At 42.1% G+C, this 18,810-nt stretch carries 14 protein-coding genes; all 14 read right to left on the bottom strand.

Annotation, left to right across the window (positions count from 1 at the left end):
* Nucleotides 1-88: 88 nt before the first annotated feature.
* The 14 genes from J0L60_10625 to J0L60_10690 all read right to left on the bottom strand — a co-directional run bounded on the left by J0L60_10625 (nt 89) and on the right by J0L60_10690 (nt 18,798).
* Entirely contained in the window at nt 89-2,518 is a 2,430-nt protein-coding gene (locus J0L60_10625; protein ID MBN8546569.1) for a response regulator, read from the bottom strand.
* On the bottom strand, nt 2,511-4,160 hold the full coding sequence (locus J0L60_10630; protein MBN8546570.1) for a methyl-accepting chemotaxis protein: 1,650 nt from the start codon (nt 4,158-4,160) through the stop codon (nt 2,511-2,513). The genes J0L60_10625 and J0L60_10630 overlap by 8 nt, the downstream gene beginning before the upstream one ends.
* Nucleotides 4,161-4,178: 18 nt before the next feature.
* Nucleotides 4,179-4,685 (bottom strand): chemotaxis protein CheW, encoded by a 507-nt coding sequence (locus J0L60_10635; protein ID MBN8546571.1) that lies wholly within the window; start codon nt 4,683-4,685, stop codon nt 4,179-4,181.
* On the bottom strand, nt 4,685-5,494 hold the full coding sequence (locus J0L60_10640) for a hypothetical protein (protein MBN8546572.1): 810 nt from the start codon (nt 5,492-5,494) through the stop codon (nt 4,685-4,687). The genes J0L60_10635 and J0L60_10640 overlap by 1 nt, the downstream gene beginning before the upstream one ends.
* Nucleotides 5,481-5,948 (bottom strand): chemotaxis protein CheW, encoded by a 468-nt coding sequence (locus J0L60_10645; protein MBN8546573.1) that lies wholly within the window; start codon nt 5,946-5,948, stop codon nt 5,481-5,483. The genes J0L60_10640 and J0L60_10645 overlap by 14 nt, the downstream gene beginning before the upstream one ends.
* Nucleotides 5,949-6,126: 178 nt before the next feature.
* A complete protein-coding gene (locus J0L60_10650; GenBank protein MBN8546574.1) occupies nt 6,127-8,586 on the bottom strand; it encodes a phosphodiester glycosidase family protein in 2,460 nt (819 codons plus the stop codon).
* Between the two features lie 76 nt (nt 8,587-8,662).
* Nucleotides 8,663-9,301 (bottom strand): MBL fold metallo-hydrolase, encoded by a 639-nt coding sequence (locus tag J0L60_10655; GenBank protein ID MBN8546575.1) that lies wholly within the window; start codon nt 9,299-9,301, stop codon nt 8,663-8,665.
* Entirely contained in the window at nt 9,291-10,502 is a 1,212-nt protein-coding gene (gene aroC / locus J0L60_10660; protein ID MBN8546576.1) for a chorismate synthase, read from the bottom strand. Before aroC ends, J0L60_10655 begins: the two co-directional genes overlap by 11 nt.
* Nucleotides 10,503-10,591: 89 nt before the next feature.
* The gene (locus tag J0L60_10665; protein ID MBN8546577.1) at nt 10,592-12,076 is read right to left on the bottom strand and encodes a Do family serine endopeptidase; all 1,485 of its coding nucleotides are present in this window, start codon (nt 12,074-12,076) and stop codon (nt 10,592-10,594) included.
* A 54-nt stretch (nt 12,077-12,130) separates the two neighbouring features.
* The gene (recO, locus tag J0L60_10670) at nt 12,131-12,880 is read right to left on the bottom strand and encodes a DNA repair protein RecO (protein ID MBN8546578.1); all 750 of its coding nucleotides are present in this window, start codon (nt 12,878-12,880) and stop codon (nt 12,131-12,133) included.
* Nucleotides 12,880-13,884, bottom strand: a complete 1,005-nt coding sequence (mtnA, locus tag J0L60_10675) for an S-methyl-5-thioribose-1-phosphate isomerase (GenBank protein ID MBN8546579.1) — start codon at nt 13,882-13,884, stop codon at nt 12,880-12,882. Before mtnA ends, recO begins: the two co-directional genes overlap by 1 nt.
* Nucleotides 13,874-14,788: a sugar kinase gene (locus tag J0L60_10680; GenBank protein ID MBN8546580.1), complete on the bottom strand. Its 915-nt coding sequence runs from the start codon at nt 14,786-14,788 to the stop codon at nt 13,874-13,876. The genes mtnA and J0L60_10680 overlap by 11 nt, the downstream gene beginning before the upstream one ends.
* Nucleotides 14,789-14,863: 75 nt before the next feature.
* Complete coding sequence (locus J0L60_10685; GenBank protein MBN8546581.1) at nt 14,864-15,325, bottom strand: NUDIX domain-containing protein; 462 nt, start codon at nt 15,323-15,325, stop codon at nt 14,864-14,866.
* A gap of 8 nt (nt 15,326-15,333) precedes the next feature.
* Nucleotides 15,334-18,798, bottom strand: coding sequence for a hypothetical protein (locus J0L60_10690; GenBank protein MBN8546582.1), 3,465 nt, complete (start codon nt 18,796-18,798; stop codon nt 15,334-15,336).
* Between the last annotated feature and the right edge of the window lie 12 nt (nt 18,799-18,810).

An 18,810-nucleotide genomic window follows, 5' to 3' on the forward strand; every position in this document is an offset into this window, starting at 1 on the left:
CAAATCGTTCTTCGAAATTAAAAAAGAGAATTGTAAAATTCCCGTCTGTTAATTTATGAAAGAGATTAAATAATTACTAATAAAACAGTTAAATATCTTTATTATTGACAAAAAAGTTTATAGTGTCTATCAAAACTGATTGATCAAAACTCTTTTTTAAAATATATGCGTTGGCACCTGCTTTTACTCCCCTTGCTTTGTCTTCCTCCCTTGCGAGTCCTGTAACAAGTATAACCGGCAGTTTCGAAAGTTCGGGAGTCTCCCTTACTTTTACTGTCAGTTCGAGTCCGTTCATATTAGGCATCTCGATATCGGAAACAAGTACATCGTATTTTCCGGAAACCAGCAGATTGAAAGCTTCCACCCCGTCTTCCGCAATATCGACTTTAAAACCTGCGAAGTCAAGAATCTCCTGCAAAAGTGTTCTTGAAGTCTTCGAATCATCCACCACCAGCACTTTTACCGATTTCCTTTCTGCCAGAAGCCTTAAATCCCCTGTTGATGTCTCTTCGAGACCCATCAGCCATGTGGAGCTAAGTACCGGATAAAGTTTCCCGTCTCCAAGTATTGTCGCCCCTGTATAAAGCTTTATACCGTCAATCGGTGGTTGAAACGACTTAATTATGATTTCAAGTTCATCATTTATTTCATCGACCAAAAGTGCCAAAGACCGCCCTTTTGCTTTGAGAAACAGCGCCGGAATGACAGAATCTGTAAGCGGTGAATTATCGATACCCAATTCACTTTTCATTATCTTTACCGGTATCACCATCTCATCACTTTGGATACCATAACCCTTACCAAAAAATTTTATCGAGTCTCTGTTTAGTCTGGTTATTTTTGAAATGAATTGAGACTCAACAATAAATCTGAGTGCACCGGCTCTCACCATCACTCCTCGCGTGGAAGAAATGGTGACAGGAAGCCGCATTGTCACTCTGAACAGTTTCCCTCTCTCCGAGTTAACTGAAATCGTTCCTTTCAGTTTTTCCACTTTTTCTTTCACGATACTCATTCCGAGCCCTCTGCCGGAGATGTCGGTTACAACTCCCGTTGTTGACACTCCCGAATAGAAAATCACTTCCGAAACTCTTGATTCGATCATGGGTTCCGGTTCATCCCCCTTCAATAATCCCTTTTCAGCCGCTTTTGACTTCAGTGTATCGACATCGAGTCCTTTCCCGTCATCGGTGATGCTCAGGATAATGTTTCCTTCAGCGGGTCCTGATATCTCAATTTTAATACTCCCCGACCTGGGCTTCCCAATGTTGAGCCTGTGAGCGGGACTCTCTATCCCGTGATCAATGCTGTTTCTGATAATATGTAAAAGCGGGTCTTTGATCTCTTCAAGAATTCTTCTGTCAACTTCAATGTCAGCTCCGGTAATGGTCAGTTCCACTTCCTTATTCAGCGCTTTAGACAGATCACGAACAGCTTTGGGAAGGAAATCGAGCACATAGCTGAACGGAAGCATAAACAGAGTCTGAGTGAAATCATTTACATCATCAATTATTCTTCGGGAGGCTGTCTTATATTTTTTTACCGCAGATGTCAACTCAGCAACCCTCCTCCTGCTTGTAAAAGAATTTTGCGACAGGGATTTAAAATTCTCTGCGAGCTCAACAAATTGAGATTTTAGGTTGGGGGGAAATGAATCCACGGATGCGAGCAGCCTGTTAAACTTTTCAGTGAGCTGCTCAACTGTTTGTTGTCCACCTGAGACAATGGAGTTCATCTCCTTTATCTCATTCAGGAGCTGATCGTAGTTCAGTTTAATATTTAACAATTCCTCGGTTCTCGTCCGGAGATCGTCAATCTTGGCAGTATTAACACGAATGGTTTCGGGTATCACTCTTGAGGCGGAAGTCTCGGGTTGTCTTGATTTAACAACAACTTTTTCAATGGGTTTTTCGGAGGGTTTTTCTACATGACCCAATGGTTCGGTTTTAACGGGAGAGACATTATCTTCTGTTTTTTGTTTCTCTTGAATCTTTTTTCGAAGTTGATTCAAATTAAAATTATATGTGGAGAATTCTTCCTTGCCATCATTGTCCAATACCCTTGGAGAATCTTCTTCATGTTTTTCTTCGACAGAAGATTTAATTATTGATCCAAGTGACATCCCCTTGACTTCTTCGGTCAGAAGTCTCATTGCCTCCTGATTCTCAAGATCGTCAGCCCCGTTTTTTTTTAGTTCTATCGACTCTCTTGTCAGATCAATAGCCCTGAAGAGGATGTCGTAATCCCCGGGTGATGGTTCAATTTCTTCCTTTTTTATCAATGAAAAATACGATTCAATATTTTGAAGAAGATACTCGACAGCTTCAAGACCAACAGCTCTTGAGGCACCTTTCAAACTGTGAGCCTCACGATACACTTCTTCCAGCAGTTCAGGTGCGTTTATCGCAGGTGATGCAATTTTTTCAAGTTTTAGAAAACCTGATGACATAAGTGAAAGATGTTCTTCGGCTTCTACTGAAAATGTCTTGAAAAGCCTGTCGAAGAAAGTGTTATCCATCATTCTTCACGAATTTGAACTTCTTTATCTGGTTGGCAATGTTACTCCCAAGGTTCAACAACTGGTTCGTATATGATTCCACTTCCCTTGTTGAATTGGCATTATGTGCACTCGCAGTTCTTATGTTTTCCATGGCAGTGGCAATTTGGTCCATCCCAATTTGTTGCTGCTGATTTGAAGAGGTAATCTGAAGTGAAGCATCATAAGAAAGCTCGATGCTCTTAACCAGTTCAGAAATTACAATTCCTGTCTGATTTGATGTTTTGATGCCGTCCTCAAGTGCTTTTGAAGCCTGTTCGGTCGATAATACTGCCGAATTAACAAAATTTTGTATATCCTGAAGAATCAGTCTGACCTGTGAAGTTGATTGTTTCGACTGTTCTGCGAGATTTCTGATCTCCTGTGCCACAACTGCGAAACCTTTTCCTTGCTCTCCTGCTCTCGCTGCTTCGATGGAGGCATTCACAGCCAAAAGATTGGACTGTTCAGCTATGTCATTAACTGCGGCGATTATCTCACCTATCAGCCGGCTTCTCTCATTAAGTTTTAGAATGTTTTCTGTGATGGAATTCATGTGGGTGCCAAACCTTTGAATGCCGTCGATCGTGGATCTGGTCGATTCCTGACCCGAAGCGGATATGTCGAAAGATTCCTGGGCTCTCTCTGCAACTTCCTTTGCTTTTTTATTTGAGAGATACGATGTCTGCCTCACCTCTTCAACTGTTGCAGTAGTTTCGGTGATAGCTGCCACCGTTTCCGTTGAACTGCTTGCAAGTTCAGCTGTATTACTGAATATCTTGTTCGTAAATGTATTTAAGATATTTACAGCTTCATCGAGTTCTGTTGTAATGCTTTTCAAAGAAGTAATCATCTCGGAAAAGGACTTGGCAAGTACACCAATCTCATCTTTTCTCGCTGTGTGGTTCACTTTCACAGTCAGGTCGCCCGTGGCGACGAGCTGTGCACTTTTGCTCAAATCGAGAAGTGGAAGTGCAAGATTCGAATTGAGAAATGCTATCAAGACTATTGCCAGGATAACCAAAATTCCTCCGGTAATGTAGAGTAGCATCCTTTTATTGGAGAGGATGCTGTCAACGGAGTTGAAACTCTGCTCTGACTTTAACTGGTAGGCTGAAATCAGATTATTGATTACGAGATTCAAATTACTGAATGAAAAATGTTCTGATTTCGAAAGTCTCACTGTCAATACAGGGTCTGATGGTGAGGTTGCACTGTTCTTTGACAAGTATTTTAATATAGAATCAGTTGCGGAAATAAAATTTTCCGATGCTCTGATTATCTCTGTAAGATTGTTGTTCTCTTCCACACTTCCGAATCTTATTTTCAGGGAGTCAATATGATTCAGATAAGAAGTTTTTATTTTCTCATACTCGTCCAGTCTGCCATAACTCAATTCCGGAAGTGACGAAGCAACCTCCTCATTGATCATGGTGGCATATTTCTGAAGGGTATTTAAATGCGAAACTGTCTTGATATACGATGACACCTTATCGCCGGTTATTTTTCCGATACTGTCGTAAGCATCAAGATTAAAGTAAATTAGAAGAAATGCGAAGAGAATCAATCCCGAGAAAGAGAAAAATAATTTCCACCGGGTCGAAATACTGTTAATCCAGTTCATGTTTAAGCCTGTTTAAGATCATAAAATTCTGAGAATGTCATTTTCCATCAATTTATCAATATCAACACATCTGGCTGAGTCGTGAAAAATTCCGGAAAAAATAACGGGTAAAAGTGTGCTGCTCTCCCCTCCAATGATGGATTCGGGGTCCCGATGTTCGATACCACCAACATCTTCGCACACAATGGCAAAATAGATATCATTGCAACTGCAAATCAGGAGATACCTGTGCAGGGCTCTGGAAACAGATTCAATTCCAAAGATCCTGTCGCTGTTGAAAACCCCTATCACCGAACCTCTGAAATTATAAATCCCTGCAAGCTTTTCGTCGACACCCGGGAGAAGGGTAACATCCCTGTATTTGATTACCTCAACAACATTATCGGCAGAAATGAGAAGTTTCTCACCGGCTACAAAAAAGGCGACAAATGAATCGAGGTTCTTACCAACCTCTGATGATTTTGGCAGTTGTGCAAGTCTTTCGGCATTTCCGAGGAGGGTTTTTCTTCTGATTTCCTCTTCCATCAGAACCTGAATATGTTTCTGTATTCTTTATAATTCCTCGATCTCAATTTTTCAGAGAGAGCTCCTTCAGCAAGACCCGTAATAAGAAATCCACCCGGATTAAGAACCCGTAAAAGGTTATCTGTCACAGCTTCTATGGCACTCGCATTAAGATAAAGAAAAAGGTTACGACAGAGGATAATATCAAATTTGATATCGGCAAGGAAGTAATAAAGATTTGGTGAGAGCAAATTATACCTTATAAAAGATATGTTCTTTCTATACTCATCTTTTAATTTATACCTTTTATCAACGGCGTTAAAGTATTCTTCTTTGAAACCTGCCGCGCAGGTCCTGAGCGACCAGTCGTTGTAAATGGCATCTCCGGCGATTCTGATCATCTTCTGATTTATCTCGATTCCATAAATCATAATTTCATTGTTCAAATAATTATCACCCATTGCTATCGCGGTGCTGTACACTTCTTCGCCGGAGGAAGAGGCTGCACATAAAAGATTTAATTTACCGTTTTGCCGAAAAGCTTGTGCAGCCAGTTCAGGCAATACCGCCAAAGTCTCAGGTTCCCGGTTGAAATAAGTCTCATTCACCGAGTAAAGGTCTATCAGTTCTTCATCAACATCAGAAAAGGAATCATGATTTACTTCACTCTCAAAAAGGTCAATCAATTTGGTCTCTCCAAATTTGATTAACAACTTGCCAAGAATAAACGCTGTATTTTCAATTTTTGACGGAATGATGAACCATCCGTATTTTTTTTCGAGATAGGTTGTAAATTTTTTGTAAAGATTAATACTGTCAAGATTGCTCATGGGTGTCACCTGCTAGAATTTTTTCGCCCGTTGTAAGGTCAAGCAGTACATCCTCTTTTATAAATGTCCCAAGATCATTGATAATGAACCTGCCGGAGGAATCAATGAGGACACTACCGCTTGTATATGTGTTCATCGCAAAATTATTGAACTGGGCAGGATCGAGTTCCAGCACATCTGCTACCTCATCGACTACCAAAAGAAATCTGAATCCGTTTCTCTTCATCAGTATCATCTTGTGAGATATATCCATTCCGGGGAAGGTCAAACCAACCCGCTGGTAAATGTCGAAAACCGCAACAGGTTCTCCTTCGAGAATGATGTAACCCAGAAGCAAACTGCCTTCAGAGACAGGATACTCCTTCAGGGCAGCAGCCGGCAATACCCTCACCACATTCTTTAGCGGGACAAAGAATTCGTATTTACCGATCCTGAACTTGAGAAAATTCTCCAATGAAATCCTGTTATTTCAATTCAATTAACGCGTAAATATACAATATATTTTCAGAATTTCAGTTGATCTTTATTATAATTTACGGAACTTCAGTACCTCAGAGTTTCTGAACCTCTGATATCCAGATGCTTGGCGAACAAGAGTTCTGAGGTTCTAAAGTTCTGAAGTTCCGAGGTTCTCATTTTAACAGTACCATCTTGTGAACCCTGATATCCCCTTCCCGGTTTAATACGGCAAAGTAAACTCCACTTGTGTATTTGTTCCCTTTCCAGGTTGCGTGATATTTTCCGGGAGACTGAAAAGCATTGACGAGACTCTCTATTTTTGCCCCGGTTATATCGTAGATATCAAGCAAAGTATTGCCGGCTTTATCCAGGGAATAAGAAATTGTCGTTTCAGGATTGAACGGATTCGGGAAGTTGCCCCATAACCCAAAACCTGACGGCATTTCCATATCCTTTACTGAGACAGGCGCCTCTGTGGGATAAGAAACTCTTAGATTATCCATGTATATAGTACCCGAATAAACCTGTCCCGGCACTCTCGAACTTCCCATCCTTATTTGGATTTCTTTCAGCTTCAAAGGAAAGTAAAGTGTGCCCGTCGTTCCTCCAGGAACTGCCCTGTTGACAGGAGTTTTTGTCTCCTGAAAAATTACGGAAGTGATGTATTGAGGCATGGTAATTCTGAAAAGTTCATCGTTTTCATCTGTAACCAGCCATGTAACATGGTGCTGAGGTCCATCAGCCTTCACATCCACATGAATCGAATCAGGAACTCCGTAAATCTGTTTATCGGTCTTCAGGTAAATATAATTGAAAACCCCGGTTTCATAAGTAAATTTGTAATTCAATTTAAATGAACCGGGTGCAGTGGTAAAAGTATCGATAGCGATCGACAAATTTGTTCCTGTCGTATCCATCAGAAGGTAATCCACTGTCCATGCCTGCAGGTCGTCCATGCCATCAATCAGCCGGATTCCTTCACCAATCTCAACCGAGATCAAAACAGAATCTTTGTTCCCGCGATGATCCGCAAAGACAGTGACAAAACCGTTGTCGCGACCCTTAAATTTTCCTGTGGAGTCTATTGTGCCGACTGTTGGATCAGAGACTGACCATGTGTACAAATTCGCTTCCAGATTACGGGGTGTACCGTCCATATCCCAGGCCTGAGCCTTCACCTCCAGTATACGGGTTGAATCTGTTACAGAATAACGCGGACTCAACTGTATCCTTGTTATTCCTTTTACAACTATCAGCGCCGAATCACGAAATCCCTGATAGTTGACATAAACATAACCTGTATCGGGGTTGTTGCCTGCAGTAAAGGTGTTCCCGGTCAGTGTACCAATACCCGGTGTAACCGAATAAACCGGAGTCCCTTGTGTGAGCGGGACAGGATTATAATACTGATCAAATCCGTAAGTCGAGAACGATACCGATTCCCCATGATATAACCGGTATGACCCCGGTGAAATCCGGATTCTGTCAAGGGATCCCTGTGGACTTGAAGTGAAGACAGCCATTGCGTTGGCTACTGTTCTCTCAACTCCATCAGAAGTAACATTCATTACGGAATCGCGAACAAACATGGTTGTTGAGCCACCACCATCGAAGTTAATTCCCTGATAAACTCCAATTCTTTGCATAAAATCAGCAAGTTCGTGAAGGGTCATTCCAATACTTTGTGCAGACCTTCCGTCGACTGCTATAAAATAAATCTTGCTTGAATCCTGAGAGAACCCGACAGCGGTACGCGGATGTCTTTCATATGTGTGTGAAGGTCCTCCCTCTTCGAGATAACCCTGATCAACATAATCAGCCCCGTTATAAACGATCTTTGGGAAACCACCGATCAGTTCTTTTAGTTTTGCAACTCCGGGTGACAAACCCATAAATATCTTGACTGTATCACCAACCGCAAGACTATTCAACCATGTGGCTGCTGTACCGTTGCCTGAAAGCACAGAGGTCGAATCATTCAGAGCCATACCTCCCGTACCCGTCACCTTGTTTGTCACAACACAAATTACGGTATCGTTTGCGTACCACTGCGAAACGCTTTTTACTGCCACTTCAGTACCGTAAATATTCGTTCCTGTGTTTGTACCATTAAACTTGTTGAAAAGAATCAGTTGATTTGTACCCCTGTTTTCATTCACGCCATTGATGACAGTCGCAGAGTTACCTTTCTTAACCGATGCAGAGAAATTCACTCTTGCAAGCATTGGTTTTTTGTTGTCACTGAATCCTACAGTCGATTGGACACTTGGTCTTCTGAGCAACTGTCCGTCACGAATTTGGATGTTGATCGGGATTCCGGTGCCGCCGTAAAAATCGCCATTAATAGCTCCCACAGCGATGTGTCCCGGAAATGATCTTCTTCGCGCCATCGCGCTTGTCTTTTCGTAACCTGCGAGTCTGTCTTGAGCCTTTATCGTTTCAATTGAATTGTAAGGAACATTCATGTCGATTTCCAAAACATAGATATTCCACGGTTTGCTGTATTCTATATACTTTTTGTAAAAGATACCCATACCAACCTGGAGATTGGAGACTGTATCGAAATTTAATTGCGAAAATGAGGTAGAAACGAGGATGAGAGAAAGGAATAATATTTTGTTAAGCTTTTTCATTTTGTATGCCGGTAAAATTTTGTGCAAAATTCAGATTTTCATTCTGAAATTTATACAAATTTATCGGAAATGAGCCTCACACCAGAAAAGTATTTGTAGCTTTTTCTTTTCCTATCGTTGTGCTCTCTCCGTGCCCGGGATAAACAACCGTGTCATCAGGCAGGGTTAACAATTTTGATTTAATTGAATTGATTAAAATGTCGTAGTCTCCTCCCCAAAGATCAGTTCGCCCGATGCTCCCTGCAAAGAGTACATCCCCGGCGATCAAAATTTTCTCTTCGGCACAATAGAGACAGTACTCTCCGGGAGTATGTCCCGGTGTGAAAATTGGCTCAAATATATACCTTCCGATTTTGAAAGTGTAATTTTCATCATAGAATCCATCGGGCAGTGTTACTTCTTCCATCTCGATGCCGAATGCCCTACCCATTTTGGGAGCATTCTCGAGCAGGAAAAGGTCTTTTGCCGGAATAAGGTATTCAGGGTTGTATTGCCGTTTGACAAAATTATTTCCGAAAATATGGTCAAGATGACAGTGGGTATTGATCAGATATTTAACTTTAAGCCGGTTCTCATCAATAAAATCTGAAAGCTCCTGCTCCTCCTCGAGGCTGTAACATCCGGGATCCACAATCGCGGTCTCTTTGGTTACCTCATCGAAGACCACAAAAGTATTCTCATCAAAAGGACTGAAGACAAACGATTTAATTTTCATTTTCCCTCCCAAAATTTTCTCTTAATCTCTGATATATCTTGCTTTTGTATTGAGTGAAGTTGTCAACTGACTCTTCAACCGAGTCACCGCCAAACTTGTCGAGATAAAATGCAGCGAGTGTCCAGGCAAGAACACTCTCACCGATTACTGCACAGGCAGGAACAGCGGTAAAATCACTTCTCTCCCTGCGTGCATCAATTTCTTCAAAAGTTGAGAGATCAATGCTCCTTAGTGGCATCATCAGGGTGGCGATTGGTTTCATGGCTGCTCTGACTAAAATATTCTCACCATTGGTCGTGCCACCTTCAATTCCACCTGCCCTGTTGGTTTTTCTTGAAATAACCCCGTCTTTCAAAATTATCTCATCATGTACCATCGATCCGGGTACTACCGCCCCTTCAAACCCTGTCCCGATTTCCACACCCTTAACTGCATTGATCGACATCATCGAATGAGAAATTGCGGCATCCAGTTTCCTGTCGTAATGAACAAAACTGCCGACTCCGGGAACCAGTCCCTGTGCCACTACTGCAAAAACGCCACCCAGAGTGTCACCATCCTTCTTTGCGAGTCGAATTCTATCCTTAATTCCTTCCTCTTTTTCGCGGTCAGGTATCCTGAGCTCACTCTCCTCAACTGTTGTGAGAATCTGAGCAAAATTGACTTCGTGTTTGTTCAATAATCGGGAATACAAATCTCCTGAACCGTTAACTCCCCCAATACTCTCAACAAAGCTTGAAATCTCAACTCCATATTGCGATAACAACTGTTTTGCGAATGCCCCTGCGACAACTCTAACTGCTGTTTCTCTCGCACTTGATCTTTCGATTGAGTTTCGTATATCATCGAGATTATATTTGGTCACCCCCACCAGATCCGCATGTCCAGGTCTTGGAATGACTATCTTTTCGATTTCCTCCTCGACAGGTTCAACCGACATTTTTGTTCCCCAGTTCTCCCAGTCACGATTCTTTACAAGGACAGATATTGGTGAGCCGGTGGTTTTTCCAAACCGTACACCTGAAACGATTTCGGCGGTGTCTTTCTCGATTTTCATTCTTCCGCCCCTGCCGTATCCGCCTTGCCTGCGGGCAAGTTCCTCATTTATTTTATCTAAATCAATGCGAAGATTTGAGGGAAATCCTTCGATGATGACTACTAATGTTTTGCCGTGGGATTCACCGGCTGTTAAATATCTTATCTGTGACATAATTTCCGAAATTGTGTTGCCAAAAATAAAAAAAAATGCCGGTCAGACCGGCATTTTTTAGGAAATGTTTAATTTATGGTTTAATCAGGAATCTCTATTCCCACATATCTTGAATTGCCCTGATTATCCGCGACCTCGAGAAGTACTGCCCTGCCTTTGCTGTTTTTGAATATTTTTTCTATTTCAGCTACAGTTGATACATCTTTTCTGTCCGCTCTTGTAATCACGAGTCCTCTTCCAAGGCCCTGATCATAAGCAAGGCTGTATGGCTTCACATCCGCAATAAATACTCCGTTGTCAAGCTTGTATTTTTTTAACTCGTCAGCTTTTAAGTTCCGGAGGGTTAAGCCAATGTTCTCAAGTTTAATTTGCTCTGCAGACGAATTGTCTTCCTTTTCGGGTCTGTCTGCGTTGTCTTTCACAGCCACATTGTCATCACCTCTTGGTTTCAGGGTGACAGTCCTTTCTATCTCCTTGTTGTCTCTCCATATGGTAAGGACAACTTTTGAACCTGCACTCTTTCCAGCAACATGACTTTGCAGAGTATTGGGTGCATTCACTTCTTTACCGTCTATCTTCAGGATCACATCACCTTTTTTGATATCGGCATCTGCTGCAGAACCGCCTTCAACCACCTTTTCGATAATGACACCTGTTGGTCTGTTCAATCCGAGAGATTTTGCGAGTGCAGCATCCACTTCTCTGATCTGTACACCAATGTAACCCCTGCTGACCTTACCATTAGCAATAAGATCTTTTGCAACAGTTTGAGCGAGGTTGATCGGAATGGCAAAACCATATCCGATGTATGTTCCTGTTCTGGTGGCAATCGCAGTATTCACTCCAATTACTGCACCATTTAAATCGACAAGTGCACCACCACTGTTACCCGGGTTGATTACTGCATCTGTCTGAATGAAATTTTCAACACCGTAGCTGTCATTGATTAACCGGAGAGAACCCCTGTTTAATGCACTGATTATTCCGGCTGTCACTGTTGAAGAAAGTGAAAGTGGATTACCAATCGCCATTACCCACTGACCGACTTTGAGACCATCACTGTTCCCAAGATATGCGGCAGGGAGATTTGTTGCATTAATCTTTATTACTCCAAGATCTGTCAACGGGTCTGTGCCGATCACCTTGGCTTCAAATTTTCTTCTGTCATTCAGTATTACCTCAACCCGTTTTGCATTCTCCACCACATGATTGTTGGTAAGAATGTAACCGTCGTTGCTGATGATAATACCGCTTCCTGAACCTTCCGATTCCTTGGGAGAGCCATCCAAGTCGCCGAATGGAAAGAAGTCGAATCCCTGTCCTTTCTTTGCCTCAGCAACAACATTGATTTGGACAATCGAAGGGGTAACCTTTTCAGACACTTCGATAAATGCCTGACTGAAATTGTTAAGCTCTGCATTTGGCATGACGGGTGACCTGTCGGCTCCAAGCTTTACATCAGCGAGACCGGGCTTTACCCAACCGAAGCCTGAAACCAAAACCGCTCCAAAAAGAATTCCGAGTACTACAAGGGCAACTGCCCCAAGAACGCTCTTTCCTCTCATTTTCTAATCCTACTGTTTAATTGTTAAATAGATAACCAGGAAGTAAGTTTTTATCTATAAATCTCCTAATATTTTTAATGCTTTTAAGCCTTTAAAAGTTTCAAAATGGGTTCGAGTGTAAGTCTCAAGTAAATTTAACAACTGTCTGACAGATTTTGATTCGAATGTGTCAACCGGTTTACCGCTATTTAGACAGAAAAGGAGACCATAAAGTTCCATGGAAATATATATGCCCCTTCTTTTTTCTAACGCACATTTCTCGCACAAAATTCCAAATCCGGGATCAAACCTGACACCTGTTTCTTTTGAAATTTCACAACCACATGATGAACATGTCTGCGAATGAATCCCCACACCCGACTCATCCAGGATAAACAGGAAATATCTTAGTAACAGTATCAAGGAAGGCTCTTTTTTGGAGTCCATTAATCTGATAATTTTTTCAGTCCCTCTAAATAGTCTGTCGTTCTCCTCGTGCGGCGAAGTAAGTTCTTTTAATAGTTCGATTACTGAAGTGGCACAACTTATCGCCTCGAGGTCGGTCATGATTTCTTTGGGATGAAAAATCAGTTCTGCGGAGTTGATTGTATAGAGTTCTCTTCCCTCTTTGTCATAATAGAAAAGCTCAACAATATTTAGGACATCAGTGGCAAGCCCTGATTTCGATTTAATGTTTCTTGCCCCTTTAACCAGTCCGCTTATTTTCCCGCCGGTTCTGGTGTAAAAACTGATTATGTTACTCGAATCACTGTACTTCAATCTGGAAAGGACAATTGCTTCGGTTTTTACGAGACTGTTTCCCATTATCTAAAGCTGAAAGGAAATTTGAAAATACCTTTTTCGGTGATTATCCCTGTGATGTTTTCCGCAGGAGTGATGTCGAAGGATGGATTGAAACAGTTGAAATTGAGAGAAGTGAAACCGGATGAAAGATACTGAACAAGTTCCATTGGTGATCTCTCCTCAATCGGGATATCAGAGAATCCCAACGCAGCGGGATCAATGGTAGTTGATGGTGCGGCAATATAAAAAGGAACTTTGTATTCCTTGCACAACACTGATAAAGTAAATGTACCAAGTTTGTTCGCTGAATCGCCGTTGGATGCTATACGATCGGCTCCCGTGATCACGAGATCGATTTTACCGTCCCTGATCAGGACTCCGGCGGCTGAGTCGGGAATGATGCTGAAAGGAATACCGTTTTTGGAAAGCTCATAGGAAGTGAGTCTCAAGCCCTGAAAAAGAGGTCTGGTTTCATCAGCATAGACATGTTTTATCAGTCCGTTTTCAAATCCCCTTTGTATCACTCCGAAAGCAGTACCGATTCCGCCGGTTGCAAGTCTTCCCGTGTTGCAATGTGTAAGAACTGTTGAACCCCCGTTAAATATTTCAAGACCGTTCTCTGCGATCTGTTCACACATCGCTTCATCCTCGGAATGAATACGCTTCGCTTCCGACAGGAGATTATCAAAATTCCTCTCCTCACCGGGCAGCTCGAAACAAAATTGTTTCATTCTCTGGAGGCAGTTGAAAAGATTTACTGCAGTGGGTCTTGTTGAGGCGAGTAATTGAAAAGCGGAATTGAAAACCTGCTCGGAAAAACCTCCTTTAACAGACAAAGCCAGAGCATAAGCTGCTGCAATTCCAATCAGGGGTGCTCCCCGGATCTCCAGCCGCTTTATTGCTTCAGCCACTCTCTCCGGGTTATCAGTATGGATATATTCTTCACAGGATGGCAGCTTTGTTTGATCAAGAAACACAAGCCTGCCATCCTGAAATTTTATGGAAAAATAGGAATCAGATCTCATCAAATCTTGAAATCGTCAAGAATTCCCTGTATCTGTCCTGAATCCTCAGATAGGAAAGATTTTCAAGTGCTTCTGTGCTGAACTGTTCAACACAAAAGGATGCCATGGTACTGCCGTAGACAACCGCCCTCTTGATGTTCGAAGGACTTAAATCCTGTGTTTTGTGCAAATATCCAATAAATCCTCCGGCAAAGGAGTCACCGGCGCCGGTTGGGTCATTTATCATTTCAAGCGGATATGCCGGTGCCGAGAACACAACATCCTCGGTAAAAAGCAGAGCACCATGCTCGCCTTTTTTGATTATTAATATTTTTGCTCCCATTTCCCTGATTATTTTGGCGGCTTTAATCAGGTTCGGTTCCTGCGCCAAGAGCCTTGCTTCGGAATCATTTATGATTAACACATCACTTCTTTTAAGAACTTCAGCAAGCACATCTTTCTTCCCTTCGATCCAATAATTCATCGTATCACAGACGACAAATTGTGGATTTTCAAGCTGGTCAAGCACTCTTAACTGAAGAACCGGGTCGATGTTCCCGAGACAGATGTATGAGGATTTTCTCAGTTTGTCGGGAATTACGGGATTGAACGATTCAAATACATTTAATTCGGTCAGAAGTGTATCCCGTGTGTTCAGATCATAATGGTATTTGCCTGCCCATCTGAAGGTTTTTCCTCCTTCAACCACCTGCATTCCGGTAAGATTGACATTGTGAGATTCCAACAGATCGAAATATTTTTTGGGGAAATCGTCTCCCACCACACCAACAATGTATGCAGGTGCAGTAAAATAACTTGCTGCCAGTGAAATATATGTGGCAGAACCTCCAAGTGCGTTGTCTACAGACTTGAAAGGGGTGGATACTGAATCAAAGGCGACGGAACCGACTATTAACAGGCTCAAATCTAACTCCTCATTATGAATGTGTGCGAGCGAAAATAAAAAAACTTAACCTTGTAATTAAACAAAATTTCTGCTCTAAATCAACTTAACCGGATCAAAATAGATTTTTTCATCTCTTGCCTTATTCATTATCAACTCTGCCGACTTTCTTTGACCGGGCCACGCAAGCAACGGAAGTGCTTCTTCCAGCGAACACCACATATATTCATCGTGCTCTTCGGACAAAATTACTTCAACATTTTTATCCACCTTCCCGGCAAATACCGGGATAAGACTTACACTATCCTTCGCAGGATTGTAAAAAGAATTTACATTCGGCACTACAAAAAACTCTTCAGGGGTAATCCCGGTCTCTTCTTTTATCTCCCGAAGTGCTGCCTCCCAGGCTTTTTCACCTTCGTGCATTCTGCCCGTCACAGGTTGCCAAAGACCGGGATAAACTTCCTCAGACTGAGCTCTTCGCAACAGGAGTATTTCATGATTTTCTCCCGAACCCCTGAAGATGTGTGCTTCTACTATATCATCAATGATTTTCATTTTGCCTCCTAAAAAAATGCTCTGACTTCCGCCCGTGCGGAGTGAATCACTCTGCCTCCACCCAATGAACGACCGTCATATCCCAATGTGCTCTGAAGGTTGGTTGATATCCTGTAATCAAAATTGAGCCTCCAGTAATAGTTTTTCCCTACAAGATTACCGTTGGTCAACTCAAATGGCAGGAAGTTTTCAGTGTCGTTTTTAATAATTTCTACTCTCTCCACTTCAAATCTTACTCTCCCGGTTCCGGCAAATGAGAAATTAACTCTTAAAATCTGACTGTTGGACTTTAGCTCCGTTGGAGTTGTCGGGTACTCGTCCTTTGTGACTCCGGTTTTTATTATAAACCCCGTCTCTATGTAATTTTCAGGTCTGTAAGAAAAATCGAGAACGAAATCTGTGGAATTAATCTTCCGGTTACGAAGCGAGGCAGGTGGAGCTGCAAGGTTATTGGAATTGAGCATTACATCTGCCTGAATACTGAATTCTCTGACAAGTCGTAATCTTGTTCTTAGACTTCGTTCGGTCAGCAAACCTCTTTCAGCACCTCCGCTAAACTCGGTGAAACTATTCCTCTCATTAAATCGCAATCTAAAATTAAGGTCTGAATTGTTTTCAAATATAAAAATATCCTGAAGAATCGATTGAGAACCCCTGATTGTATTTTTATCATTCAAAAAGTAGGAAAGCTTCAAAAGATATATATTCTCTATCTCGTTTTCTTTGCTGTTTTCTTCTACTCTGACAGTTGTCTCACTGCTGATAAAATCCAGTGGCTTCAAAAATGAGAGCCCTTCTTCAGCAAGATCTCTGAATAAAATCTTTACTCTGAATCCGGTTTTAAGGTCAATTACAGGGTATAAGGTTTCACTCGGAATTGTGATAGCTATAAAATCGGCATCATAAATGGCGGGTTGGAATTCATTTTCATCGTACAAGCTGTTCTTGTTAAGATCACCGAGATAGATGTAATTTCCGGTTCCTCTCTCCACTTTAACAAAAACCCTCTCGAGCAAAGAAGCCCTTCGGGTAGAAGCCTCGTAAAAAAGATCCCCGTTAACCCCGTTACCAATCAATGCAAAACGACTTCGCATTCTCAAGAGCACTGTTTGGTTGTCAGAAAATCCCTTAAGTTTGAATAAAGGTTCATACCGCTTTTCCCTGACCGCCACCGACATCTCAATATTGAAATCCCTGTTTCCCTGATATTTAATCCCTGCTTCCTGTCCTGTTGTCCTCGATTCCTTTAGAAAAACCCCTTTCTCGGAAACCTCATCCTCTCTAAAAATCATCTTCCCGGTAAAATTAATTCCCCAAAGAGCGGGAATCTCCAGAAGTGGTCCTGCTTCATAAAAGTAATAACTTCCAGATAGAAGTGAGTCGTTGGAGACAATCCTCTCCTTTTTGATCTCACTTTCAAAAAACACACCCGGACTGAAGAACCCGATTTTCCAGTTACCCGCTGCCTTTTGCTTAAGCCATCCGCTCTTGAGCAACACATTTTCTGTTGAAACAAAATCTGCACTGTAGGAAATGTCTCTCTCCCCCTGCTCAAATGATCTGAACGCACCATTTATTCTTTCCGAGACGAAATTATTTCCGTTTTTCAGGTAGCCATAGGAAACATCCACTCCGGTGCCCGGGATCGGGTATAATGAGAAGCCTGCCTCACGGAGGATTTCATCCCCCCGTTGGGTAAGATTTCCCGTATTGTAATCTCTGTCGAACTCCACCGAATTAAATCTATCTGGGGAACTGAAATCTGCAGCGACAAATCTTTCCCTGTATTTCAGGGTGAGAGAACTGAAGTCAACATTGAAAAGTGAAAAAGTTACAGGATTGAAAATCGCCTCAAAATTTCGGGCAAAACCGGTTGCAGAGGTACCTTCAAGAGTTGAGAACTGGTTTTTGTTCAAAATACTCCCGGCAATCTCACCTTTGAACCGAAGGTATTCCAGTGGTTGGTACTCTATCACAAAATTTGCTGCCTGCCGTTTTTCCGGCAGAGGGATGAAAATTACAGGAGAATAGACCCCAATCCCTTTCCCGACATACCTGAACTTCCCGATCGATTCTCGGGTATAATCACCGTTTCCCGCACCGGTATAACTGAATGAGACATTATAAACAGCATTCTGTGAACCCGGATTATACAAATAATATTGCAAAGCCTGACCGGTTCCCGTCACTGTATCGCGTTTTTCGTAAAACCCGTTTCTTCTTCCTGTTGAATCAGGATCCGCCAGCCTCTCACCCGGTTTTGTGGCTTTGTTTCTGTCTCCGCCCGCATTTTTGAGAATCTCCTTGTCCTGATCGGAAAGGGAAAAATCGATTGGATTATCTTTGTCATCACCCTCCTGAATAAATTGCAGGCTGTATTTCAGCTTTGAGCTGAAGAGTTCACCATCAGTACCTGCTGAGAAAAAATTCCTTCCATATTTCCTGTCTGAATACTCGAAATCAACATTTATTCTGGATGAAGAGGTGATTACTCTTCTTGTAGTAAAGATCAGTTCACCACTGGAATAATCAATTGTATAGTCATTATTGTCACCCCGTCGCATTTCTTCTCCGTTCAGAAAAACTTTTTCCGATCCGGCTATTATTATGATGTCCCTTTCACCATTGCTGCCTGATAATCTGTATGGTCCCTGCACTCCCTCCTGTCCTTGAAACACATTTGAATTAAACTTTCCTCTCGAACTCGCCAAAGCGAAAAAACCGTTGAATTTATCGTATTTCACCTCTCCGTATAAACCCTGAAGTTTTCGGCTCACCCTGCCAAATTCTCCACGGCTTGAAATAAGATCGTAGTCGCCAAAAACGCCTCTCGCATTTGGGTGTGTAATCTGGATAAATACCTTGTCTATTTCGTCAAGTCTTTCAGTGTTCCCTTCCGGTTGAATTGGAGTATTCTCGTCAGAAAGTGCAGCAACAATTTCTATATCATCAGTCAGTTTCCCGCTTAACTGAAGCTTCAACCCGCTTTGAAGCGAGAGATCTTTATTCGTTCCAAAAGTAAAACCTCTAACAAGGGTTCCGCTCTTTTGAATGTTCTGCCCAAAAATGTTATCGGGAGACAGGAAGGAGTCAAAACCTTTGAATCCCCTGATGGTATCTTCCCCTGCCAGGGTCACAAAAGACTGCAGTTCCCGTTTTTTATAAATCTTCGACAGGGAGGATTGAAGAGCCTGATACTCAATTCTCAGTGTATCAAAAATTGAATATGAAAGTGATTCGGAGAGAGAGAAGAAACCTGAAAGATAGTCAATAGTATAGTCGGTCTGAAGCAGCACTTTATCCCTGATTGTGATTATCTCGCTCCCGGGTTTTACTCCGGTCGCCTCGAGTTCGTATTTGTTGCTTACCTTTACCGGCAGATACTGCACCTTGATCTTGTAAGAACCTGATTGACCATTTCCTGAAAAGCTCCAAAGAAGAAAAAAAATCAGAACAAGGCTTAGCCACCTCATTAAATATCCACT

The sequence above is a fragment of the Ignavibacteria bacterium genome, from assembly GCA_017302895.1.
Lineage (GTDB): Bacteria > Bacteroidota > Ignavibacteria > Ignavibacteriales > Ignavibacteriaceae > UTCHB3.